The following is a 22,671-nucleotide window of genomic DNA, read 5'->3' as shown; positions in this document are numbered from 1 at the left end:
CTATTTATCGTTAATTAAGTCGTTGCTTATGCTCTTTTAAATACTATTATAGACTTATATATTTTAGGGGTTTTGCAGTGGTTGATTTTGATAATGTTTTAGAGAAATATCGAAAATATTCATTTTCAGAAAGAGACAAGGGAGACCGCTTCGAAAGGCTCATGCAAGCCTATCTTCACACCGACCCAAAATACGCTTACCTCTTTAAAAATGTTTGGCTCTGGAACGAATTTCCTCAAAAGGGAGACTTTGGAGGAAAAGACACTGGAATCGACCTTGTAGCCCTAACCCATGAAGGCGATTATTGGGCTATCCAATGCAAATGTTATCAAGCGAGTGCTACCATTGATAAAAAGTCTGTAGATTCATTTCTCTCAACTTCAAGCCGAGAGTTTATAGGAGAAAATCTTCAAACAATTGGTTTCACTCAAAGACTCTGGATTTCAACCACTAACAAATGGGGTTTAAATGCCCTAGAAGCCATCCAAAACCAAAAACCACCCCTTACACGCCTAAATCTTTTAGAGCTTCAGGAAGCTCCTGTAGATTGGGAGAAACTAGAAAACGGAATTTCTGGAGAATTAGCCCGAACAGCCAAAAAAGAACTCCGAGAGCATCAAATAGAAGCTCTTACAAAAACAAATATCCATTTTCAAGTTGAGAGCCGAGGAAAGCTTATTATGGCTTGCGGAACTGGTAAAACATTTACTTCCCTCCGAATCGCTGAAAATGAAACCAACGGAAACGGTTTAATTCTCTTCCTAGTTCCATCCATTGCACTTTTAGGACAAACACTCAGAGAGTGGTCAGCCGATGCGAAAGAACCTATCAAACCTATTTGTATTTGTTCTGATTCAAGAATTACAAAAAAATCTTCTAAAAATGAAGATTCTGAGAGTATGTCAGTTGTTGATTTAGCAATGCCAGCCTCAACCGATATAAATAATATTATTCGTCAATTCAGATATATCAGAAATAATAAAAACGACGGAATGGCGGTTGTCTTCTCAACTTATCAATCCATCGAAGTAATCGCTGAAGCCCAAAAAAGACTTTTAGCAGAAGACCCGACCTATGGAACTTTTGACTTAATTATTTGTGATGAAGCTCATAGAACTACTGGAGCTGCTTTAACTGAAGAAGATTCCTCTTCATTCATCAAAGTTCATGATAATAACTTCATAAAAGCCTCTAAACGTCTTTACATGACGGCTACCCCTCGTCTTTATTCTGATGATTCAAAATCAAAAGCAGCACAAAATGATGCAATCATTTGTTCAATGGATGATGAGAAAACTTATGGTGACGAAATCTACCGTATCGGTTTCGGTGAAGCAGTCGAAAGAGACCTTCTTACCGATTACAAAGTTCTCATTTTAACTCTAAGTGATAAAGATATTTCACCGACCATGCAAGCAATGGTTGCTAATGAAGACCATGAGATAAATGCGGATGATGCTTCAAAACTTATTGGTTGTATCAATGCTCTTTCAAAACAAGTTTTAGGAGATGAAGGACTTATTAAAAGCAGCGACCCTGAACCAATGAAGAGAGCGGTTGCATTTTGCCAAAATATCAAAATCTCAAAACATATCACCACCTCTTTCAACGAAGTGACCGACATTTACGGAGAGGACTTAAATCCATCAAAAAGAGAACAGATGGTATCTGTTTCATCAAAACATATTGACGGAGCAATGTCGGCTCCAGAGAGAGATGAATTATTAGGATGGTTAAAATCAAATTCAATGGAATCTGGAGAATGTCGAGTTCTTACCAACGTCAGATGTTTGAGCGAAGGAGTCGATGTTCCTTCCCTTGATGCTGTTATGTTCCTTTCAGCTAGAAATTCTCAAGTAGACGTTGTTCAATCAGTTGGACGAGTTATGAGAAAATCCCCAGGGAAAAAATACGGTTATATTATTATTCCTGTAGTTGTTCCTTCTGATATGGAAGCCTCAAAAGCTCTTGACGATAATGACAGATTCAAAGTCGTATGGACTGTTTTGAATGCTTTGAGAGCGCACGATGATAGATTTAACGCTACTGTAAATAAAATCGAACTCAACAAGAAAAAGCCCGACCAAATCATTATTGGCACTGGTTCCCTTGGTGGAGACGATGAAGAATACAGTTCAAAAGAAGAACAAGAGGCAGCAACTAAAAAATTCCATGAACAATTAACCATTCAATTTGAAGAACTCCAAAATGCAGTATTCGCAAAAATGGTTCTAAAAGTTGGAGACCGTGTTTATTGGGAAAAATGGGCTAAAGATGTAGCTGTAATCGCTCAAAGACAAATAGAACGCATTACTCATCTAATAACCGATGATGAAAAGCACAGAGCAGAATTCGAACACTTCCTTGATGGATTGAGACGAAATATTAATCCTGCAATTTCTCAAACACAAGCAATCGAAATGCTCTCTCAACACGTTATTACAAAACCTGTATTTGAAGCACTTTTCGAAGGATACTCTTTTGTGAGCAATAATCCTGTTTCTAAATCGATGCAGAATATGCTTGATTTATTAGAAAGTCAGTCATTAGACAAAGATTCCGAAACCCTTCAAAGATTCTATGATTCAGTAAGAAAAAGAGCTTCAGGTATTGACAACGCAGAGGGAAAACAACGAATCATCATTGAGCTATATGATAAATTTTTCAAAACCGCATTTCCAAAAATGGTTGAACAATTAGGAATTGTCTATACTCCTGTTGAAGTCGTAGATTTCATTATTCACTCAGTCAATGATGTTTTGAAGCAAGAATTCGGACGAACACTTTCTGATGAAAATATTCATATCCTAGACCCTTTTACTGGAACTGGAACATTTATGACCCGACTCCTACAAAGTGGATTGATTGAGAAAAAAGATTTAGAGAGAAAATACAGAAACGAACTACACGCAAACGAAATAGTTCTTTTAGCCTACTATATAGCTGCTGTAAACATCGAAAATGCTTTTCATGACCAATTAGGTGAAGATAGTTCTTATGAAGCGTTTGAGGGTATTGTATTGACCGATACGTTCCAAATGAGTGAGGTTGATGAAGCAAGTGGATTATCCTCTGATATGTTCCCTCAAAACTCCGAACGTGCAATGAAGCAGAAAAAAGCTCCCTTGAGAGTTATTATAGGGAATCCTCCGTATTCTGTAGGACAAAAATCAGCTAATGATAATGCTCAGAATCAGAAATATGAGAAGTTGGATTCCAGAATTGCAGAAACCTATGCTGCACTCACAAGTGCAACAAACAAAAATTCATTATATGACTCATACTTAAAAGCTTTTAGATGGGGAACCGATAGACTTGATGAAAATGGAGGAGTTCTTGCTTTTGTATCCAATGGAGCTTGGATAGACGGAAATAGCACAGAAGGATTTCGAAAATCGATTGAAAACGAATTTTCGAGTGTTTGGGTTTTTAACCTTAGAGGAAACGCAAGAAGCAGTGGAACTTTAAGACAAAAAGAGGCAGGAAACGTATTCGGAGGAGGTTCAAGAACCCCTATTACAATTACAATACTTATCAAAAATCCAAACAATAAAAAAGAAAAAGCAACTATCCATTATCATGATATTGGAGATTATTTAACAAGAGAAGATAAGTTAAAAATTATCAGCGATTTCTCTTCAATATCCAATAAAAAAATGAAATGGAATGAACTTACTCCAAATGAACACGGAGATTGGTTAAATCACAGAAACGATATATTCAGCACTTTTGTTCCTTTGGCTCCAGATAAAAAATTTGACACAAAAACACAAACTTTTTTTGTACTAAATTCAATGGGAGTTGGTTCAAGTAGGGATGCTTGGGTTTATAATTCATCTAAAAAATTTCTTATTCAAAATATGCAAAAAACTATAATCTTTTTCAATAATCAAATAGATACGTTTCAGGAAGAAAAAAAGAAAAAGCCAGAGACAAAATTAAATGATTTTATAGATAAAGACCCTACAAAAATAAGTTGGTCAAGTAGTTTAATTCCAAAAGTTGAAAGTGGAGATAAGGCTACTTTCGAAGAAGATAAAATCTTCAAAGCCTCATATAGACCATTCTTTAAGCAGTTTCTATATTTTGGCGACAAAATGATTCACAGAAGAGGACAATTCTCTGAAATTTTCAGAGGAAAAAGTCTTGTAATAAATATTTCATCCACAGATAAAGGGTTTGGATTGTTAATAACAGATGGAATTTCTGATATTCACTTCAATGGAGATACACAATCTTTCCCTCTTTATTACTATGAAGAAAAAGACAAAAAGCAAAAATCCCTTTTTGATGGAACGGCGGAAGATGAATTTATAAAAAGAGACGGGATTTCAAACTTTATATATGAACAAGCGAAAAAACTTTATGGAAATAATGTCTCAAGAGAAGATATTTTCTATTATGTATATGGAATTCTACATAGCAAAGACTATCAAATATCTTTTGAAAACGACTTATCTAAAATGCTACCACGCCTTCCACTCCTTGACGAGCCAAGAGAGTTTTGGAAGTTCAGCAAAGCAGGACGAGAACTTGCAGAGCTACACATCAATTATGAAACTGTTCCAGCATATCCAGATGTAACAATCCAAGGAGAAGAGAGCCAATTTTTCAAAGTTGAAAAAATGCGCTTTCCAAAAAAAGACCAAAAAGATACTATCAATTTCAATAGCAAAATCATAATCACAAACATTCCAGAAAAGGCTTATGAATATCAAGTCAATGGGAAGTCAGCTATTGAATGGGTAATGGAGAGATACCAACTATCTACCCACAAAGAGAGTGGTATCAGAAACGACCCTAACGATTGGGCTGAAGAAGTTGGCAATCCAAGATATATTCTTGACTTACTCCTAAGCGTAATCAATCTAAGTGTTCAAACTGTAGATATAGTGAATAATCTTCCAAAAATAGAGTTTAAGTAAAGGACGGGATTTTACTCCTCCTTTTTTATCCTATAGTGAGGATTATCTGGAAAAACTCTTTCTGCAATTGGAACATATCTTTCCCATCCAGTCTCAAGCAAAGCTTTCGTCTCTGCTCTTGTTTTTCTATGCTTTTTTTCAAATAGTGGCTCAAATTCAAAGTCAGGGTCTCTTATATATCCCCAATATTTAAAAAAGGCTTCTTCTATGTCTTTGTATTTTACATTTCTATAGTGCCTAATAACACCAGTTTGAGAGTGGTCTATACAAGTATCAGCTACAGATTCTTTTATGCCTAATTCATCAATCATAATATTTAAAATAAATCTTCTTGTATCATGAGGAGTAATTCTTTTGTCTGCAACAACTCTAATTTTCGCCAATCTAAGAAGAACCTCCCAGGTTTTCCCTACGGTGCTTTTTGAAATTGTTGGAAAGAGATAACCGCTTTTGACACTTTCAATAAAAGGAACCACTTCTTCTGGAATTGGGAATTTAAAAGATTTTTTTGTTTTAGTTGTGTTTTTTATTGAAATACAAAACCTTTCTTCAAGATAACAATTTTCTCTTCTGAGCTTTAAAACTTCACCTGTACGTTTTGCCGTCATTAAAACAAACATATAGAAATTAATCATTTCTATTCTCTGATGCTTTTTATGTGCCACATAATAAGGAATTGCATTGTAAAACTTTTTTACAAGTACACCAACATCATCTAATGACCTTACTTCTAAGTCTTCTTTGATTGTTCTTGGAACAACAGGGAGATATAGAGACAAATCCTCGAACATTAATCTTTGCTCGATTGCTTCTTTAAAAATTGGGCTTAAAATTTTTCTTAGTTGTTGTTTTGTCTCCTCCGTTAAGTGCTTCATATCGTTGGTTAAAATTCTCTTCAAATCATCTTTGGTAATCTTTGAAGGTTTTTTATGACCTATCGTAGGTCTTAAATATTTGTTATAAAAAAGAGTATTCCAATAGTGAGAACTCTCCCTCCATTTACCTATTTCAAGATTTTCTTTTGCCATAGCATCAAAAAAATCGTTGAGTGTATCTTTTGGCACCGAGAAAGGGTCTTTGTTTTGAGAAATAGCAAGTTTTATTTCTGAGAGTTTTGCAGCAGCTTCAGTTTTATCTTCAATTCCAAACATTCTTGTGAAGTTCTTCCTGTTGTACCTTTTTCCGTTAAACTGGAAGGTAACATATATTTGGGTATCTCCCCTAGCATTAGTCTCTTCTGATATTCCACTAAGTTTTGGTCTTGCCATGACGTATTCCTTCAATTAATGGAGGTAATTATATATGTGCTATTCTTAAAAGTTGTGTAGTTTTAAAAAAGTTGTGTAGTTTTTTGTGTAGTTAATAGTGCTTTTTATTGCATTATACTGCATCAAAAGCACTATTTTGAAATTTAAGAACCCCTGTTTTACGCCGCTAAATAGGGGTTTTGGTCGGTTTTGTACCGTAGGGGAACAAGATTGTAGCGGTGGTTCATCCCGAAATGGCCGATGGAGCCGCCATCATCGGCATTGGCCTGCGGGATGATATGGTGGACCTCGTCCACCGCGTCATCGCACAGGGCGCATTTGGTGAGGTAGAGCTTTGTATTGTAACGGCTCTTTTTCTCTTTTTTGAGCATCGCCACTTCACCCGTCTTATCCCCGATCCGTCCGCGGATTTCGTACGCTTTGCGTAAAAATTCCTCGTCCATATGGAGCGATTTGGCAAACTCCAGTCCATAGAGGGTGCTTCCGCTGCCGGATTTGAGCTTGCGGTCATACACGAGGCGATCACTTGCTTCGTCGTAATAGACCCCTAGGTGGAGCAGCACGATCCCCTTGGCCTTGCGAATCTCATCCAGCGATGAGAGGGGATGCAGATGGGTTGCGAAGATAAAGAGGCTTCCGATCTCTTTGAGCCGCAGTATCGCACTGGCGACGATGGCGAGGGCCGATTCGGTTTCGGTCCCGTGACTGATCTCGTCTCCGAGGATCAGGGTGTTTTCGGTCGCACGGTTGAAGATGTTCCGCAGTTCCAGCATCTCCACCGCAAAGGTGGAGAGCCCTTTGTAGAGGTTGTCTTTCGAGACGATCCGGGTGAGGAGTTTGTCCACCGGAGCAAACCGGAACAGGGCGCAGGGGACGAAAAATCCCGCCTGCGCCATCACGACTGAGAGGCCGATGCTCTTCATCAGAGAGGACTTCCCGCTGGAGTTGATCCCATAGAGGAGCACCCCTTTGACATCCTCTCCCCCCGAAGCCTCGATCGTCGTATGCTCTTCGAAGGTCCGCTGCTCGGCTCCTCCCAAAAACAGGTCGTTCGGAACGAAAATCCCGTTCTCTTCGCGCGATTCGATCAAAGGATGGCGCAGTCCCACCGCCTCGATAAACGCTTTTTTGGCTTCCGTCACGATGAGCGGACGGGTATAGCGATAGTGGGCGGCACACTTCGCACCGCTAAGCGATACGTCGATCAGGGCCAGAAAAGAGATCAAGTGCTCGATCGCATGCGAATAGCGCCGCTCGATCATTTCGAGATGTTCCGCATAGCGTTCTTTGACCTGCGCCAACATCCGCGATTTGGCCCCGGCGTTTTCGATGGAGAGCTCATCGAGAAGTACCGAGGAGAGTTTGACCGTCGTTTTGAGTTTACGGACCGAAAAATCGCGGAAAAAGTGGTGTTCCCCGCCGATCGTGAAAAAGCTGTTATAGAGCTGCTCTTCGACACTGACGTAGCGGTTTCGGGTCATCAGTAGATGGTACCCCTCGCTCTCCAGCCACCCGATCTGCGCATACGGGCCGCTGCCGCTTTCGAAAAACGTCCCGATATGGCCGATGATCGTCTCCAGTTTGGCTTCGTTGTTTTTCTGAAGCGCTTCGAGAGCGTCGATGGAGGGGTCGATCCCCTCGTTAAAGAGATTCTCATCCACCTGATCGCGGCGGAATTTCGCACAGCTTTCGATGTTGAAAATCCGGCGAAGCTCACCGGCGCACTGCATACACTCCTGCGCACTTGCCTTATCATACGCTATCCCCAGTCGTTTCGCCTCCTCAAACAGGCTCTCCGCCGCTGCCAGCGACGCATGAAAATAGGCCAGCTCATAGGGGTGGAGTTTCCCCAGTTTCAGACGGCGCAAAATCCGCTCCAGATCGTACACCTCTTTGAGCTTCGTCTCCAGCGGAGCGATATGCTTTTCGGTTTTTTCGATCAGGTCATACCGCTCTTCGAGAAGCTTCGGATCGCAGATCGGATTGAGCAGCCGCTCGCGCAACAGCCGTTTCCCCATCGCCGTGGAGGTTTTATCGATCAGTTTGAGCAGCGTCATCTCATCGGCGTCGCGCGAAATAATCCCCAGCTGCTCTGCCGCATTGTTCCCCAGATACAGGTAGCGCGCCGTTCCTAGAAATACGGGGCGGTTCATCTTCTCGATGATGGCCGGATCGTGATCGATAATGACGTTGATCAGGATGGAGAGCGATTCGGAAACATAGGGGTAGCGTTCCAGATCGAGATACTCGATGGGGCTGAGAAGGGAGCGGATCTGGTAAACCCGCTCAAACAGCTCGTTTTGATAATCGATCCGCAGCCGTTTGTCGTTGATGACACTGCGGTGATGGCTTTTGAGTTCCAGATAGCGGCTCACCTCATCCGCATCGATCTCACCGGCGCAAAACGTCACGACTACTTCGGAGGTCTGGTAGCTTTGCAGGAGGGTGAACACCTCATCCAGCGCATAGGTTTTATCCTCCCGCGTTCCGTGAATCTCGTTGATCAGCGTTTTCCCTGTCCCGACGTCGATCGCGGCATATCCGATCGAGTAGACGCCGTTGTTCTGATCGATCAATAGCGAAGCGATGTAGTTTTCGCTCGCTTCGGCAATGTAGTCGAAATTGGTCCCCGGAGAGATGATATTGGAGATATAACGGCGGATATGAGGGGGTTCGCCCTGCTGGCGCACGAGGACGATCGTGTATTTTTTCGACTGCACCAGTCGGGCGAGGTAGCGCTCGATCGATACCGTCGGCACCCCGGCCAACAGCGGATTCTGGATCGAGTTTTCCAGAATCGTCTTGTTTTTGCGGGTGAGCTGGATATTGAGAAACTCGGCGACCTCCTTGGCCTTGCCGATCTTCATTATTTCGTTGTTTACTTCATAGACCTCGAAAAACGATCCCACTTCGATGATGACGAGGGTATCGGGACCGTATTTGGCTTCACACGCGGCTTGAAGCTCGAAATAGACTTCGGAGAGGAGCTTGCTTTTATCTTGTAACAATGCCCCGATCTCTTCCGTACTCATCCCGTCTCCGCATCCAAAAAAGTCTTTTATTATAACGAAGGGGGGCTAAAAAGAATCCGACAGTCGATAAAAAGTTTCTCCGTTTTATACTCTCACTCGGGGATAGGAAAGGTTTTTTGGCGATACGATTATAAAGAGTTCCAATTCTTCATCTGCATTTACAACGATTGTCGAAGCATCGTCAATGAGCACAAAATCATCTTTAGCGATTGCTTGTTGATTGATCATACCGTTGCCGTTAATGACATAGATCGAATAGATCAATGACTCATCCGCCGCTCTTGTATGATTTCCTCTCTCGAAAAACTCTCTGGTAATAGTGATGTTATCAGTCTGATGCGGGATGCCGTTATTCAATCCCACATATTCTTGTATGGTAATCCCCTCGGCTTTTATAGTCGTCACATCCTTTTGTGAATAGTCTTGATAGCTCGCAGGAACTTTAAGCGATTTGGAAAAATCGGGATCAAACCATATTTGAAACAGTTCGGAGCCTTTGCGTATCCGTTCAGAATGGTAAACCCCTTCCCCCGTTTGCGTCACTTGAAAACCGCCCTCGCCAATCGGTGTCCAAACATTTGTAGCTGTATCAAAATGCTCTATCGATCCTTTGAGAACAAAGGTCATGATTTCAAACCCTTTGTGGGGATGCAAAGGAAATTCAGCCGTCTCGTAAGCTTCCAAATGCGCCCAATAGAATAGATTCGAATAAGCATAACGGTTGTTGTAGTCAGGAAATGGTATCGGTTTATTTTCAACAAATTTATTATCAAAAAGATATTGAATCTGTTGCTGGGATTTCGTTTTATGTACCAACATCGTTTATCCTTTTTAGACGTTAATTTTTAGTGACTATCGGAATAATTCCCATAGTCGGTGTACCCTTTTGCATCTTGTGTGTAAAAGACGCTTGGATCGACCTCATTCAACGGGGCATCGATTTTGAAACGCTCCACTAAATCAGGGTTGGAAACATAAATTGCCCCATAGGCTACGGCATCGGCGAGATCATTCTCTATCGTCTGATCTCCTCTGGCTTTATCATAACCGCCGTTGGTGATCAGCACTCCTTTGTAAGTATCTCGAAGCAACCCTAGTTCTACGACATTGGCACCGTGACGGATATCCCCCTCAAGAGCGTCTACGATATGTAAATAAGCCACATTATAATTATTCAGCTTTTTGCAGATGTATTTGAAATGCTCTTGGGGATTGGAATCGCTCATATCGTTAAAGGTTCCGCTTGGAGAGAGTCTTACACCGGTTTTATCACTTCCGATAGCATCCGATACAGCTTGGAGTATTTCAAATAAAAATCTGCTTCGATTTTTAATCGTTCCGCCGTATTCGTCATGACGCTGATTGGTGCCGTCTCTTAAAAACTGGTCGATCAGATAACCGTTTGCACCGTGAATCTCTACTCCGTCAAATCCTGCTTCGATCGCATTCTTCGCCGCATCCGCAAAATCTTGAACGATTGATTTAATTTCGCTGATTATCAGTTCTTTCGGAGTTTCGAAAGGCTTCATCCCTTCAAAGGTAAAGTGTTCACCCGAACGCTTAATAGCTGATGGGGCGACTGGAAGATTTCCACCTAAAAAAGAGGAATGGCTCACCCTTCCAACATGCCACAACTGCACAAAAATAAGCCCCCCTTTTGCATGAACGGCGTCAGTCACTTTTTTCCAAGACGATATTTGCTCATTCGTATACATTCCCGGTGTGCAGGGATAACCGATTGCCAACTCAGATATCTGTGTAGCTTCGGTGATGATCAACCCAGCCGATGCTCTTTGAGCATAATATTGGGCCATTAGCTCATTAGCACAACTGTTTTCAACAGCTCGGCAACGTGTCATCGGTGCCATGACAATACGATTTTTCAAAGTATATTTTCCAATACTCACATTTGAAAATAGATTCATGGATTTTTCCTCCTGCCATTTGTTTAACTTATAGAGTATGATAATAACAGTATATGAGATCAGATAGGAAGTGTAAAATTACGCAAAAATTGACAATTTTACGGTTTTAGTGGGTGATTTGGAAATTAAGACGATAGTTTTTTGGACTAAGTCCTTTATGCTGTTTGAAAAAACGTGAAAATTGCGAAGCATCAGAAAAGTTCAAACTCGTTGCAATAGCATACATACTCATCTGAGTATACACCAAGAGATATTCAGCCTCTTTGATAATCCTCTTATGAATAAAATGAAGTGCACTATTCCCTAATTTTTCTTTGATCGTTTCACTTAAGTGTTTCGGAGTCAATTCAATAATCTGTGCATAGCCTGATATATTTTTGAATTTTAAAAAATTTTCCTCCACCAAACCTAAAAACTGGCTGCATATCAAATCGCTCTTGCTTTGTTTCGCAGGGACTATCGCATTAAGCTTTTCTCGCTGTAAAATTAATAAAACCTGCCCCAATAGGATTCTGACATAGGTCATAAAATTTTCATTTTTACTCTTTAATTCCGCATCAATCTCTTCATAGAGTTCTTTGACTTTATTAAAATGGTTTGTACTTAACTGGGCAGCATCAAAATTAGCATCATGAAAAGCCATTAACTCATTCATATCAATGTACGATTTTTCGAACAAAAGGACATAATATTCACTTCGTTCATGTGTGTCTTCAAATGAATGGATCGTACCAGGCGGTAATAGTTGCAGAGAATGCTGTTTAATGATATATTCATGCTGATTGACACTGCGTATTGACCCGCCATGCAGACATAAAATCATCGTATAAAAATTGAATCGAACAGGGGTTCCCGTTTTTTTTGTACCGTCATTTTGCAATACCACAATATTTTGAGCTTTAAAATCCTCACATAATACATCCATTCCGAACTTCGGCTTTGCTCTATGTAAATGTTGGTAATTGCTCAGAGCTTGTTCAATAGCAAGTAATTGAAGTTCCATATTAATTCCTGATATATGAGTGTATACCGTATAAAATTATATCATTTTAGATCATTTCAATGATTGTGATGTAGGCAACTCCGAAATATTGTCTATGTTATAATTTTTTCTTTGAACTTTTGATTTATTACTCATAAAACATATTGGATGAAAAATGCCTTGCTTAAATTCATACTTGATCGTAATAAAAAAACTCTTGCTGATTTTCTAATGGACTTTCGAATTATGTAACTTTTTATGTAGTTGTTAATGAGATTCTATGTAGTTTATTGTGCTTTGCAGGATCATAAAAATAAGCTTAAAAAGCCTATTGTATGGGGTTTTGAACGATATACAGAAAGGTGATTATGAATATTGTTTTTTTCTTTCGCCTTTCCGATCTTCATCTCTTCGTTATTGACTTCGTAGACCTCGAAAAAAGAGCCTACTTCGATGATGACGAGGGTATCGGGACCGTATTTGGCTTCACACGCCGCTTGAAGTTCGAAGTAGGTCTCGGAGAGGAGCTTGCTCTTATCTTGTAACAATGCCCCGATCTCGTCCGTATTCATCCCTGCCCCGCATCTAAAAAAGTCTTTTATTATAACTTAGGGGGCTAAAAGGAGACTATGTTGCAAAGCATATTGAATACATGACCCCTTACTTTATCACTTCACCTATTTTTTGACACCTGTTTTCAATAAATTTTTCAGATTTTGTTTTTTCAGTGTTCGGTAGATATCAAAATCGCTGTCGATACTGACAATCTCTTTGATATTTTCGGTGTTGGCGATGTACATCAGCGTCGCATCGGCGAGATCCATCGGGATATCGATATACTTTTCCATCATTAGACGGATGTTGGCTATATCACTTTGGGAAATGTCATAAATCGTCACACCGCCCCGTTCGACCCATTTGAGAAAATCGATTTGGACCTGTAGATTAAAATCGAGCATATGGGATACTTCGGTGATCACTGCCCACGAAGTGATAAGCTCACCTTTATACGTTTTGAGAAACTCGATGACATTGGAATGATACCGATCGCTCCGATCGAACAGCGCGATGAGCGGTCCGCTGTCAATGAGCGTTTTTTGCATCGATTTTCTCTTTTATTTTTTGTTTATACGTCGTTGAGAGGGTTCCATCACCGCTGGCGTATTTCCCGAAAAGTTCGCTGCCAAGCTCAAAGGGTGTTTTCTCTTTTTGCTCTTTTTTGAGCATATCGAAATAGTAACGCAACGCGTCTTTGATGATTTTGCTTTTGGGTATATCTCGCTCGTGAGACAAAAAGTTCAATTGATTTTCTATAGCATCATCGAGTCTGACCGATATCATAAAATCTCCTTTTTGCATTTTGTATCACATATTGTATCACGCTTTTGGAAAAATTCATTATATTAAAAACAGATGAGCAACATCCGGCCATATCAAAAAAATTCGATCTCTTCGGTTTCGGCATCGCCTTCTTCTGAGAGCAGTATCTGAAGCTGCGCAATCGAACTTAGCAAAGTCCGATCCAGATAATGGATATCTTCGGCACTCTGATCGACGAAAACCGCCCTACGCCAGAGTGATAGATCCTCGATAATCGCTTTGATATAGAGAGTAAGCATCCCCCTTTTTTCTTCCCCCATCTCATCAATCGACGAGTTTTCCAGTAGCTCGATCAGCATTATCAGAGTATATGCCAGCTCTTTGAATTCAAAGAGCTGATTGAGAACTTTGACATAGTCGGAAAACAAACCGATCACTTCGCGATACCCTTCATAATCGATCACACCCGAAAGGTCAAGTGAAGAGAGCGTTTCCCGCTCGATTTCATCCAATTCGTCTAATATTTCGATATCAATCTCGATCTCCTGCAGATACTGCAACGCCGAAGTGCAGGGTTCCCCTCCTTCCGGCAAAGGAAGGTGATGCGCAATCACGGGAAAATCTTCAACATGCGAACCGCTCTGCTCTATGTCGTTGACGCATGCTTTACAACTCGCATCCCTGTAGGCGCGTATGACCCCTGCGAAATTTCGATCGATGAGAAGGGAAACCTCATACAGTGCATCCGGAGTCAATACCCCCTCTTCCAGCATATGGCGGATAAATGCATTTTTGAAATTGACGCAGATCAAAAAGAGATCTTCCATCGGAATGTTTTTCTTCTCGAAAAAGCTCAGCATGACCCCTATTACCGGGCAGTTTCCGGGTTTGTTCACCCCCTTGATCACTCCGAGGGCATACTCGATCACTTTGATTCCGAAATAGTGGCTGAAAAACTCCGGCGTCATTTTGTTTCGCCCCAACGCTTCAACCGTATCGCCATACGCCATCCAGCGATTCAGGATAGGGACCTTTGCCTGTTCCAGGCAATCTTTCATGCTGTATAACGTTGAAAAGGTCATACTTCCGACGGTGCACATCCTGTTTCCCTCCCCTATTCCCTTACGTCTTCGAATTATTCCAAAATCCTCCGCGATCAGTAATCTTATCATATTCATACTTTTTTGTCTTCTATTATGTTTAGAGACTGCACTTTTGACAGAGCTCTCTGATCACTCTGTTTTGAGCGCAGCCGCAGCACTACCGACAAGACTCGCTTTTCTACACTTTCAGCACATGGCACATGCATTTTTGTTACCTAAGCGTATATCATCGAAACAGGTTCACTCATCCGATATCCCATCCCCGATTCTGTGACAATATACTGAGGAATAGAGGGGTTTTCCTCGATTTTTTTGCGAAGCTGTGCCATAAAGACACGTAGATAATGGGTTTCATGTCCATATCCTCTCCCCCAAATATTTTCCAGTACAAAGGTATGGGTCAACACTTTCCCCCTATTTTTTGCAAACAGGGCTAAAAGCTCAAACTCTTTTTTCGTCAGTTTTACGAGCTTGGAATCGATAGTAACAGTTTTATTCACGAGATTAACGGTGAGCTTTCCGATCGTAATCTCACGCTGTTCGGAGTCGTCTTTTTCTTTGACACGACGGGAGAGTGCTTTGATCCGTGCGATCAATTCACCGATGCCAAAGGGTTTGGTGAGATAGTCATCTGCCCCCATCTCTAATGCTTCGATTTTTTCAGACTCGATATCACGCGCACTGACCACGATAATCGCTACATCGCTGAATAACCTCGCTTCTTTGATAAACTTTTTGCCGTCTCCATCAGGAAGACCAAGATCAAGAAGCACCAAAGAAATCGGGTTTTGAGAGAGTGCCACGAGACCTGATTTGACCGAACCCGCTTTGATGAGTTCATATCCCGCCGCACCCAAAGCAATACTCAACATTTTTTGGATTCCGCTGTCATCTTCGACCAATAAAATCGCTCCCATTCTTACTCCTGTGGATCGAGTGACGACTCATGCGTATCGATCGGTAAAGTTATCGATAATACAAATTCGCCGTACCGTTTGGTTGCATGAATATTGCCTTTGTGTGCCTGAACGATCCCTTTGATGATGGAGAGCCCTAAACCGGAACCTTTGACTTTCGCCGACGTTTCAGCCCGATAAAACTTATCGAAGATATTGGAGAGTTCAGATCCCTCTATATCGCTAGGGTTGCTAACACTCATCACGAGGTTAGGTCCCCGTTTGGCGACTTGAACTTTCACTTCGCCTGCTTTTGAATATTTTAACGCATTATCGAAGAGATTGAGCATCGCCTGCTCCAGCAACGAAAAATCCCCTTTGATCGGTGGGGAATCAACATCGAAACTAAAGGTCACATCTTCGCGAGGATGCTGCTTTAATGCTTTTTGATAGGCACTTCCGATAATATCCCCTACATCGCACCAATCTTTTTTCAACTGCATCAATCCGTTTTCCAACCGTGCAAAATCGAGGAGATTTTTAAGGATCCGCTCCATCTCAAAAGCGCTCTCTTCAATATTTTCCAATAACTGTTTTTCTGATGCATCAGAGATAGTAACCTCCGGACTGTTGATCGTACTCACCGATCCTAAAATCGCGGCCAAAGGGGTTTTTAGCTCATGATAGACGGAGTTAAAAAGGACGGAAGTTAATTTTTCCGAAGCTTCCACCAATTTGATATGCTGGTTTTGTCGAAAAAGTCCGAATCGCCACAGCGAAACCGCCAGTGTATTCATAAATGCCGAGAGGAGCTCATACGTCGGAGCATCCAACAACGGCAACTCAACGGCAACAACGGCAACTGTTTTGTCAAACGCTTTTGAGGGGAAAAAGGTCATTTCGACATTGGGGAGGGTATTGGTGAATTTCCCGGCACTTTCACCGTTACGGTAAACCCATTGTGTACAGGCTTGATCATTAGAGGCTATCCGATAGTACTGACACTCCTCACGACTGAGCATCTCTCCGTTTATGATTGCCGCTACGACCTGAAGGTTATCCGTTTCATCCGGAATAAAAACAATCGTTTTCGAATCGAAAATGGCATGAAGCTTTTTGACGGCAAACATGGAAGCGTCCGTCTCGTTTTCAAAATCTCCCAATCCTGTGCTCAGTTCATAGAGGCGTCGGAAACGGGTCTCTTCCGTTTTAATCGCTTTGTTTTTGGCTTTGATCCCATCGGAGAGTTTCCCTGCCGTATAGCCGACGATCAAAAAGATGATGAAAGACAGGGCATAGCGCAGGTCGCTGACACTGAAACTGTAATAGGGTTCGATAAAGAGAAAATCGAATAATAATACCCCGACCAATGCGCTAAAGAATGAGTAGGCAACCCCGTAACGCACCGCAGAAAAGAGGGTCAAAAGGAGATACAAAAGGGCGATATTGACGACTCCGAGCCCCTCTCTAATGAGAAAAGCAAAGCCGGTAAGCGCCAAAAGAATCCCCAACGATTGTCCGTACAATCGAAAGTTATCCGGTATGTCGGAAAACAGGTTCAACTGCTCTAGCAAATCGGGATGTTTTTTCTCAAACGGAACGACATCGATAATACAAGAGGGTTTTCGATCCATAACGCTTTTCGTCAGATTGGGAAACAGCAATCCGAAAAATCGGCTTTTCGGACGTGTCATGACGAGTTCCGTAATACCGTATTCTTCGATCGATTCGATCACCGCATCGGTTTTATCTCCCGAGATTTTCGAGATGACGGTGGCCCCAAGCCTCTCGGCAAGACGGATGTGTTTACGTATCTGAGCACTTTTTTGGGCATTTCCGGGGGCATCGGAGGTAATTTGGAGGGCAATTAGATCGGCTTTTAGCGAATCACTGAGCCGTTTGGCATAGCGCACCGCGTCCATCGACTCTTCATGGTGATCGATGCAGACCATCACCGTATTGGTCTGCGCCCTTCTGCCATCACGTTTGGCCACCGAATATTCATTAAGCTCATCGCTTACTTTGAGCGCCGCTTTACGGAGGGAAAGTTCACGCAGTTTGCTCAGATTTTGTTCGGTAAAAAAGTTTTTCAGTGCCGATTCGACACGCTCTTGCGGATAGATTTTACCGTTTTTGAGCCGATCGATCAGCTCATCAGGAGGGGTGTCGATGAGACGGAAACTGTCAACACGTTCGAGTATACTATCAGGAACCGTTTCGATGACACGAACAGTGGTGAGTGAATAGACGATGTCGTTGAGACTCTCGATGTGCTGGATGTTCATCGTCGCGATGACATCGATGCCGTGAGAGAGGATTTCGAGGACGTCTTGATACCGTTTTTCGTATTTGGAGCCTATCGTATTGGTGTGGGCGAGTTCATCGATCAACACCACTTCGGGGTCGCGTTTGAGGATCGCATCGATATCCACCTCCCCAAACTCCGCTCCGCCGTAACGGATTTTTTTGGTGGGGATGATTTCCAGCCCCTCTGAAAGGGATTCGGTTTCCATCCGCCCGTGTGCTTCGAGATACCCGACGACAACATCGATGCCGCTTTGTTGGAGTTGACGAGCTCTGGAGAGCATCGCAAAGGTCTTACCGACTCCGGCAGCGGCACCGAGATAGAGGATAAAATTTCCCTCTTCGGCTTGTTGAACTTCTTCGAGGAGCCGCTCTGCTTTAGATTTTAACTTTTCCAAATTCTCTGTCTAATGTTAGATTTAGGGTTACGACATTGATTTTCTCTTCCCCTATGATACCCCAATAAGGCTTTTGGACGTTTTGATGAATGAGATCGATCACCTTGGCCTCCTGAATCCCTCGTGACGCGGCTACCCGTTTAGCCTGAATGGTTGCATTCTTCAGTGTGATATGAGGATCAAGACCGCTTCCGCTCGCCGTCACCGCATCCATCGGTACTTTTTGTGTAGTGCTTAGATTGTTTTCGGCACGATAGACTTCAACCCGCCCTTTGATGGCATCATGCAATTTTTGACTGGTATAGCCCAGATTCGATCCGCTCGATGAGGCTCCGTCATACCCGTCCGCTCCCGCCGCAGAGGGACGGGGATGAAAGTAGTGCGCACGGGTAAAATTTTGGGCGATCAACGTCGAAGCAATGGGAGTTTTCCCCTCATAGACCAATGAACCTTTTGCTTCAGCTTCAAACGCACTGTTAGCGATGAGATTCATGGTTAGCGGATAAGCAAGTCCGCAAATCAACGCCAGGCTGCTAAACAAGAGTACCGATTTTTCTAATTCTTTAAACATCTCTATTCTCCTTATACCAAACCGATGGCACTGATCACCATATCGATGAGTTTGATCCCGATAAACGGAGTGATAATTCCGCCCAAACCGTAAATCATAAGATTGCGTCGTAATGCCGCCTCTTCACTTTGGGCTTTGAACGCCGCACCGCGTAACGCGACGGGAATCAACGCGACGATAATGAGGGCATTAAAGATAACCGCCGAGAGGATCGCACTTTTCGGGTTTGCCAAATCCAAGATATTGAGTACCGCAAGGGATGGGAAAATCAGAACCGCCAATGCCGGAATGACGGCAAAATATTTGGCCACGTCATTAGCGATACTAAACGTGCTCAACGCTCCGCGTGTCGAGAGAAGCTGTTTTCCCACCTCGACGATTTCGATGAGTTTGGTCGGAGAGCTGTCGAGGTCGATCATGTTCGCCGCCTCTTTTGCCGACTGCGTCCCGCTGTTCATCGCCAACCCCACATCGGCTTGTGCCAATGCCGGAGCGTCGTTGGTGCCATCCCCGGTCATTGCGACGAGATACCCCTCGTGTTGGTACTTTTGAATGAGACGGATCTTCGTCTCCGGCGTCGCCTCGGCGACGAAATCATCGACTCCCGCTTCCGCCGCGATTGCCGCTGCGGTGAGAGGATTATCTCCCGTAATCATGACCGTTTTGATCCCCATTGCACGCAATTCTGTGAATTTGGCTTTGATGCCGGGTTTCACGATATCTTTGAGCATCACGACCCCGAGGACTTTGGCATTGACCGCGATGACCAGAGGGGTTGCCCCCTCTTTAGCGACTTTTTCACAGATTCCGCGACACTCAACATCGAGTATCCCTCCGTAGTTTTCGACAAATTGTGCGACCGAGTCCATCGCCCCTTTACGGATATGGACATCCCCGACGTTTACACCGCTTAGGCGGGTATCGGCACTAAACGCAACCCATATCTCTTCTCCTACTAATGTCAAAGGTGCCCCATCCATACTCTCTGCCAGTGCGACGATACTGCGCCCCTCCGGTGTCTCATCGGCTTTGGATGAGTAAATCGCATAGGAGAGAAGCTCGTTTTTACTCACTCCGTTTAGGGTGAAAAATTCGCTTGCCATACGGTTTCCGAAGGTGATCGTCCCTGTTTTATCGAGAAGTAACACCGAAATATCCCCCGCCGTCTCGACCGCTTTACCGCTGGTAGCGATGACGTTTTTACGTAACAGTCGATCCATCCCGGCAATTCCGATGGCACTCAGCAATCCGCCGATCGTAGTAGGGATTAGACAGACGAAGAGTGCTACGAGAACGAGGAGTGAAAACGAACTCTCAAAATAGCCTACTAACGGTTGCAATGTCGCTACCGCGAGTAAAAAGATCAGGCTAAATCCGATTAGGATCAGGCTGAGGGCGATTTCATTCGGGGTTTTCTGACGTTTTGCCCCCTCAACCAGTGAAATCATCTGATCGAGAAAACTCTCTCCCCTAGCCGCCGTGACCCGTACTTTGATCCAGTCGGAGAGCACCGTCGTCCCCCCCGTTACCGAACTTCGATCCCCGCCGCTCTCACGGATAACGGGAGCCGATTCTCCGGTAATCGCACTCTCGTTGACACTGGCAACCCCTTCGATCACTTCACCGTCAGAGGGGATCAGTTCTCCCGCTTTGATAATGACGATATCTCCTTTTAACAAGAGCGATGCATCGACATTCTCGATTTTATCCCCGATCAAACGGTTCGCTTTGAGATTGCTTTGGGTTTGACGCAGACTTGATGCTTGTGCTTTCCCTCGCCCCTCGGCCAACGCTTCGGCGAAGTTGGCAAATAATACGGTAAACCACAGCCAAAACAAGAGCTGTAGATTAAACCAAAAGTCCGCAGGATCAAAATGTCCGGTAAAAAAGAGAACCGTACAAAACGCCGAACTGAGCGTCACGGCAAAAATGACCGGATTTTTGATCTGATGTTTCGGATTGAGACGGATAAACGACTCTTTTATCGCCTCTTTAATGATTTTATTATTATTAATTTCAATTGCTTTTTTCATACTATTTCCTTAAAACAGCTTGCCCGAATGCATCAAAACATGCTCGGCAATCGCTGTAAACGTTAACGCGGGTAAAAAGGTCAACGCACCCAAAATCAGAACCGTAAAGGCTAAAAAGATCGTGAACGTCATAGTGTCGCTTCGTACCGCACCCGATGAGAGGGCATACGTTTTTTTGTTCGACATACTCACGGCAATCGCGATCATCGGGATAATCACCCCGAAACGTCCGATAAACATAGCAATCGCCAATGTCACGTTGTAAAACGGTGTATTAGCCGTAAGCCCCGCAAACGCGCTTCCGTTATTCGCCGCCGCCGAAGTGTAAGCATAGAGTATTTCGCTCAAACCGTGCGGCCCGGCATTGTTTAAACCGGCCAATCCATCGGCGCAATTTGCCGCGATCGCCGAAAAGCCCAAAATCGCCGCTGAGGGGAGAAGCAGCGCGATGATAACCGCTTTGATCTCGTAGGCCTCGATCTTTTTGCCCAGATACATCGGCGTTTTCCCGACCATCAGACCGATCATAAACATGGAGAGCAGTGCATAGATCATCATCCCGTAAAATCCGGCACCGACACCGCCGAAGATCACCTCTCCGACCATCATCTGCAGCATTAATACGCCGCCGGAGAGCGGTGAAAAGCTGTCATGCATCGCATTGACCGCACCGCACGATGCCGCCGTAGTGACGGTCGCAAACAAGCTTGAGACTCCCAGAGCGAACCGCACCTCTTTACCCTCCATACTAGGCCCCGCTTCGACCCCTAGCTGTGTCAACATCACATTGCCCTGGGACTCGAAATAATACGTTGATCCAAGAGTCAGAGCAAACAACAATGCCATCGCACCGAAGATCGCAATCCCCTCACGACGGTTTCCGGCAAATTTACCGTACGTAAACAACAGGGCGATAGGGATCAAAAAGATCGAAAAAATTTGGATGAAATTGGTCAATTCGTTTGGATTCTCGAACGGGTGGGCGCTGTTGACGTTGAAAAATCCGCCGCCGTTGGTTCCCAACATCTTAATCGCTTCCTGACTCGCCACCGGTCCCATCGCAAGAGTTTGTTTCCCCCCTTCGATTGTTGTTACATCCACATACGAGGAGAAATTTTGGATCACCCCTTGAGAGACCAAAAATATCGCATACACAAATGCGATCGGTACTAAAATACGTAATGTTGTTTTAGTAAGATCAACGTAAAAATTCCCGATACCTCTACCGGTAAGTCCGCGCATCAACGCGACAGCTACCGCTGCACCCGTTGCGGCTGAGAGGAAGTTTTGGACACTTAATCCTGCCATTTGTGAAAAGTAGCTCATGGTACTCTCACCGCCGTAGCTTTGCCAGTTCGTATTGGTGACAAAACTGATCGCCGTATTGAGTGCCAAATGCCAGCTCAAATTTGAAAAGTTTTGGGGATTGAGTCCCATCGCACTTTGAAAATAGAGGATAAAAAAGAGGATAAATATTCCAAAGAGATTAAATATCATCAACGAGAGGGTATATTCTTTAAAACTTTGTGACTTCTCTGCATTGATACCGCTGATACGAAAGAGGAGATTTTCGATCGGGTTCATCACGGGATCGAGAAACGTTTTCTTACCGTCAAAAATTTTATACACATAGTTTCCGAGAAAAAATCCGAAAACAACTACCGTGAACGCAAATAATGCGAACAAGCCCATATCCAAGACTTCCATTTACAGCTCCTCAATCTTTACAAGGGTATAAACGAAGTACAGTAGCAAAGAGAGTGCAAGCGTTGCGCCTACAATCATATCAACCATCATCTTTGACTCCATTACAGAATAAATTTCAAGTAGTATCATACCCCCGAAAGCGGTCAAAAAAAGCTCAAATAACGCAATAAAGATGTCAAGAAAAGATCAAGAAAGTTTTGAAAAGGG

At 43.2% G+C, this 22,671-nt stretch carries 15 protein-coding genes; 1 reads left to right on the top strand and 14 read right to left on the bottom strand.

Features of this window, described 5'->3' with window-relative positions; genetic code table 11:
• The first annotated feature begins 77 nt into the window (after positions 1 to 77).
• Positions 78 to 4,925: a type ISP restriction/modification enzyme gene (locus tag M0P91_RS04465; protein WP_295065033.1), complete on the top strand. Its 4,848-nt coding sequence runs from the start codon at positions 78 to 80 to the stop codon at positions 4,923 to 4,925.
• An 11-nt stretch (positions 4,926 to 4,936) separates the two neighbouring features.
• Here M0P91_RS04465 and M0P91_RS04460 read toward each other — a convergent pair whose 3' ends face one another.
• The 14 genes from M0P91_RS04460 to kdpA all read right to left on the bottom strand — a co-directional run bounded on the left by M0P91_RS04460 (position 4,937) and on the right by kdpA (position 22,464).
• Positions 4,937 to 6,193, bottom strand: coding sequence for a tyrosine-type recombinase/integrase (locus M0P91_RS04460; protein WP_295065031.1), 1,257 nt, complete (start codon positions 6,191 to 6,193; stop codon positions 4,937 to 4,939).
• Between the two features lie 158 nt (positions 6,194 to 6,351).
• Positions 6,352 to 9,225: a MutS family DNA mismatch repair protein gene (locus M0P91_RS04455; protein ID WP_295065029.1), complete on the bottom strand. Its 2,874-nt coding sequence runs from the start codon at positions 9,223 to 9,225 to the stop codon at positions 6,352 to 6,354.
• A gap of 84 nt (positions 9,226 to 9,309) precedes the next feature.
• Positions 9,310 to 10,044, bottom strand: coding sequence for a pirin family protein (locus M0P91_RS04450; protein ID WP_295065027.1), 735 nt, complete (start codon positions 10,042 to 10,044; stop codon positions 9,310 to 9,312).
• Between the two features lie 26 nt (positions 10,045 to 10,070).
• Positions 10,071 to 11,150, bottom strand: coding sequence for an alkene reductase (locus tag M0P91_RS04445; RefSeq protein WP_295065025.1), 1,080 nt, complete (start codon positions 11,148 to 11,150; stop codon positions 10,071 to 10,073).
• Positions 11,151 to 11,256: 106 nt separating this feature from the next.
• Positions 11,257 to 12,153, bottom strand: coding sequence for a helix-turn-helix domain-containing protein (locus tag M0P91_RS04440; RefSeq protein ID WP_295065023.1), 897 nt, complete (start codon positions 12,151 to 12,153; stop codon positions 11,257 to 11,259).
• A 284-nt stretch (positions 12,154 to 12,437) separates the two neighbouring features.
• Positions 12,438 to 12,704, bottom strand: a complete 267-nt coding sequence (locus tag M0P91_RS04435) for a hypothetical protein (protein WP_295065021.1) — start codon at positions 12,702 to 12,704, stop codon at positions 12,438 to 12,440.
• 105 nt (positions 12,705 to 12,809) lie between these two features.
• On the bottom strand, positions 12,810 to 13,235 hold the full coding sequence (locus M0P91_RS04430; RefSeq protein ID WP_295065019.1) for a type II toxin-antitoxin system VapC family toxin: 426 nt from the start codon (positions 13,233 to 13,235) through the stop codon (positions 12,810 to 12,812).
• Positions 13,216 to 13,473, bottom strand: a complete 258-nt coding sequence (locus M0P91_RS04425) for a hypothetical protein (protein ID WP_295065017.1) — start codon at positions 13,471 to 13,473, stop codon at positions 13,216 to 13,218. The genes M0P91_RS04430 and M0P91_RS04425 overlap by 20 nt, the downstream gene beginning before the upstream one ends.
• 92 nt (positions 13,474 to 13,565) lie before the next feature.
• Entirely contained in the window at positions 13,566 to 14,552 is a 987-nt protein-coding gene (locus tag M0P91_RS04420) for a hypothetical protein (RefSeq protein ID WP_295065016.1), read from the bottom strand.
• Positions 14,553 to 14,770: 218 nt separating this feature from the next.
• Positions 14,771 to 15,472, bottom strand: coding sequence for a response regulator transcription factor (locus M0P91_RS04415; RefSeq protein ID WP_295065014.1), 702 nt, complete (start codon positions 15,470 to 15,472; stop codon positions 14,771 to 14,773).
• Between the two features lie 2 nt (positions 15,473 to 15,474).
• Positions 15,475 to 18,153 (bottom strand): DUF4118 domain-containing protein, encoded by a 2,679-nt coding sequence (locus M0P91_RS04410; RefSeq protein ID WP_295065012.1) that lies wholly within the window; start codon positions 18,151 to 18,153, stop codon positions 15,475 to 15,477.
• Positions 18,134 to 18,724: a potassium-transporting ATPase subunit KdpC gene (gene kdpC / locus M0P91_RS04405; RefSeq protein ID WP_295065010.1), complete on the bottom strand. Its 591-nt coding sequence runs from the start codon at positions 18,722 to 18,724 to the stop codon at positions 18,134 to 18,136. Before kdpC ends, M0P91_RS04410 begins: the two co-directional genes overlap by 20 nt.
• An 11-nt stretch (positions 18,725 to 18,735) precedes the next feature.
• Positions 18,736 to 20,757, bottom strand: coding sequence for a potassium-transporting ATPase subunit KdpB (gene kdpB, locus M0P91_RS04400; protein ID WP_295065008.1), 2,022 nt, complete (start codon positions 20,755 to 20,757; stop codon positions 18,736 to 18,738).
• A gap of 9 nt (positions 20,758 to 20,766) precedes the next feature.
• Positions 20,767 to 22,464, bottom strand: coding sequence for a potassium-transporting ATPase subunit KdpA (gene kdpA, locus M0P91_RS04395; RefSeq protein WP_295065006.1), 1,698 nt, complete (start codon positions 22,462 to 22,464; stop codon positions 20,767 to 20,769).
• Between the last annotated feature and the right edge of the window lie 207 nt (positions 22,465 to 22,671).

The sequence above is a fragment of the Sulfuricurvum sp. genome, assembly GCF_023229695.1.
Lineage (GTDB): Bacteria > Campylobacterota > Campylobacteria > Campylobacterales > Sulfurimonadaceae > Sulfuricurvum.
This window is presented reverse-complemented; position numbering and strand designations above follow the sequence as displayed.

What these genes read in the sequence shown, in the direction of transcription:
- M0P91_RS04460 (WP_295065031.1), bottom strand. Translation starts at nt 6,193, where the DNA reads ATGGCAAGACCAAAACTTAGTGGAATATCAGAAGAGACTAATGCTAGG.
- M0P91_RS04455 (WP_295065029.1), bottom strand. Translation starts at nt 9,225, where the DNA reads ATGAGTACGGAAGAGATCGGGGCATTGTTACAAGATAAAAGCAAGCTC.
- M0P91_RS04450 (WP_295065027.1), bottom strand. Translation starts at nt 10,044, where the DNA reads ATGTTGGTACATAAAACGAAATCCCAGCAACAGATTCAATATCTTTTT.
- M0P91_RS04445 (WP_295065025.1), bottom strand. Translation starts at nt 11,150, where the DNA reads ATGAATCTATTTTCAAATGTGAGTATTGGAAAATATACTTTGAAAAAT.
- M0P91_RS04440 (WP_295065023.1), bottom strand. Translation starts at nt 12,153, where the DNA reads ATGGAACTTCAATTACTTGCTATTGAACAAGCTCTGAGCAATTACCAA.
- M0P91_RS04435 (WP_295065021.1), bottom strand. Translation starts at nt 12,704, where the DNA reads ATGAATACGGACGAGATCGGGGCATTGTTACAAGATAAGAGCAAGCTC.
- M0P91_RS04430 (WP_295065019.1), bottom strand. Translation starts at nt 13,235, where the DNA reads ATGCAAAAAACGCTCATTGACAGCGGACCGCTCATCGCGCTGTTCGAT.
- M0P91_RS04425 (WP_295065017.1), bottom strand. Translation starts at nt 13,473, where the DNA reads ATGATATCGGTCAGACTCGATGATGCTATAGAAAATCAATTGAACTTT.
- M0P91_RS04420 (WP_295065016.1), bottom strand. Translation starts at nt 14,552, where the DNA reads ATGTGCACCGTCGGAAGTATGACCTTTTCAACGTTATACAGCATGAAA.
- M0P91_RS04415 (WP_295065014.1), bottom strand. Translation starts at nt 15,472, where the DNA reads ATGGGAGCGATTTTATTGGTCGAAGATGACAGCGGAATCCAAAAAATG.
- kdpC (WP_295065010.1), bottom strand. Translation starts at nt 18,724, where the DNA reads ATGTTTAAAGAATTAGAAAAATCGGTACTCTTGTTTAGCAGCCTGGCG.
- kdpB (WP_295065008.1), bottom strand. Translation starts at nt 20,757, where the DNA reads ATGAAAAAAGCAATTGAAATTAATAATAATAAAATCATTAAAGAGGCG.
- kdpA (WP_295065006.1), bottom strand. Translation starts at nt 22,464, where the DNA reads ATGGAAGTCTTGGATATGGGCTTGTTCGCATTATTTGCGTTCACGGTA.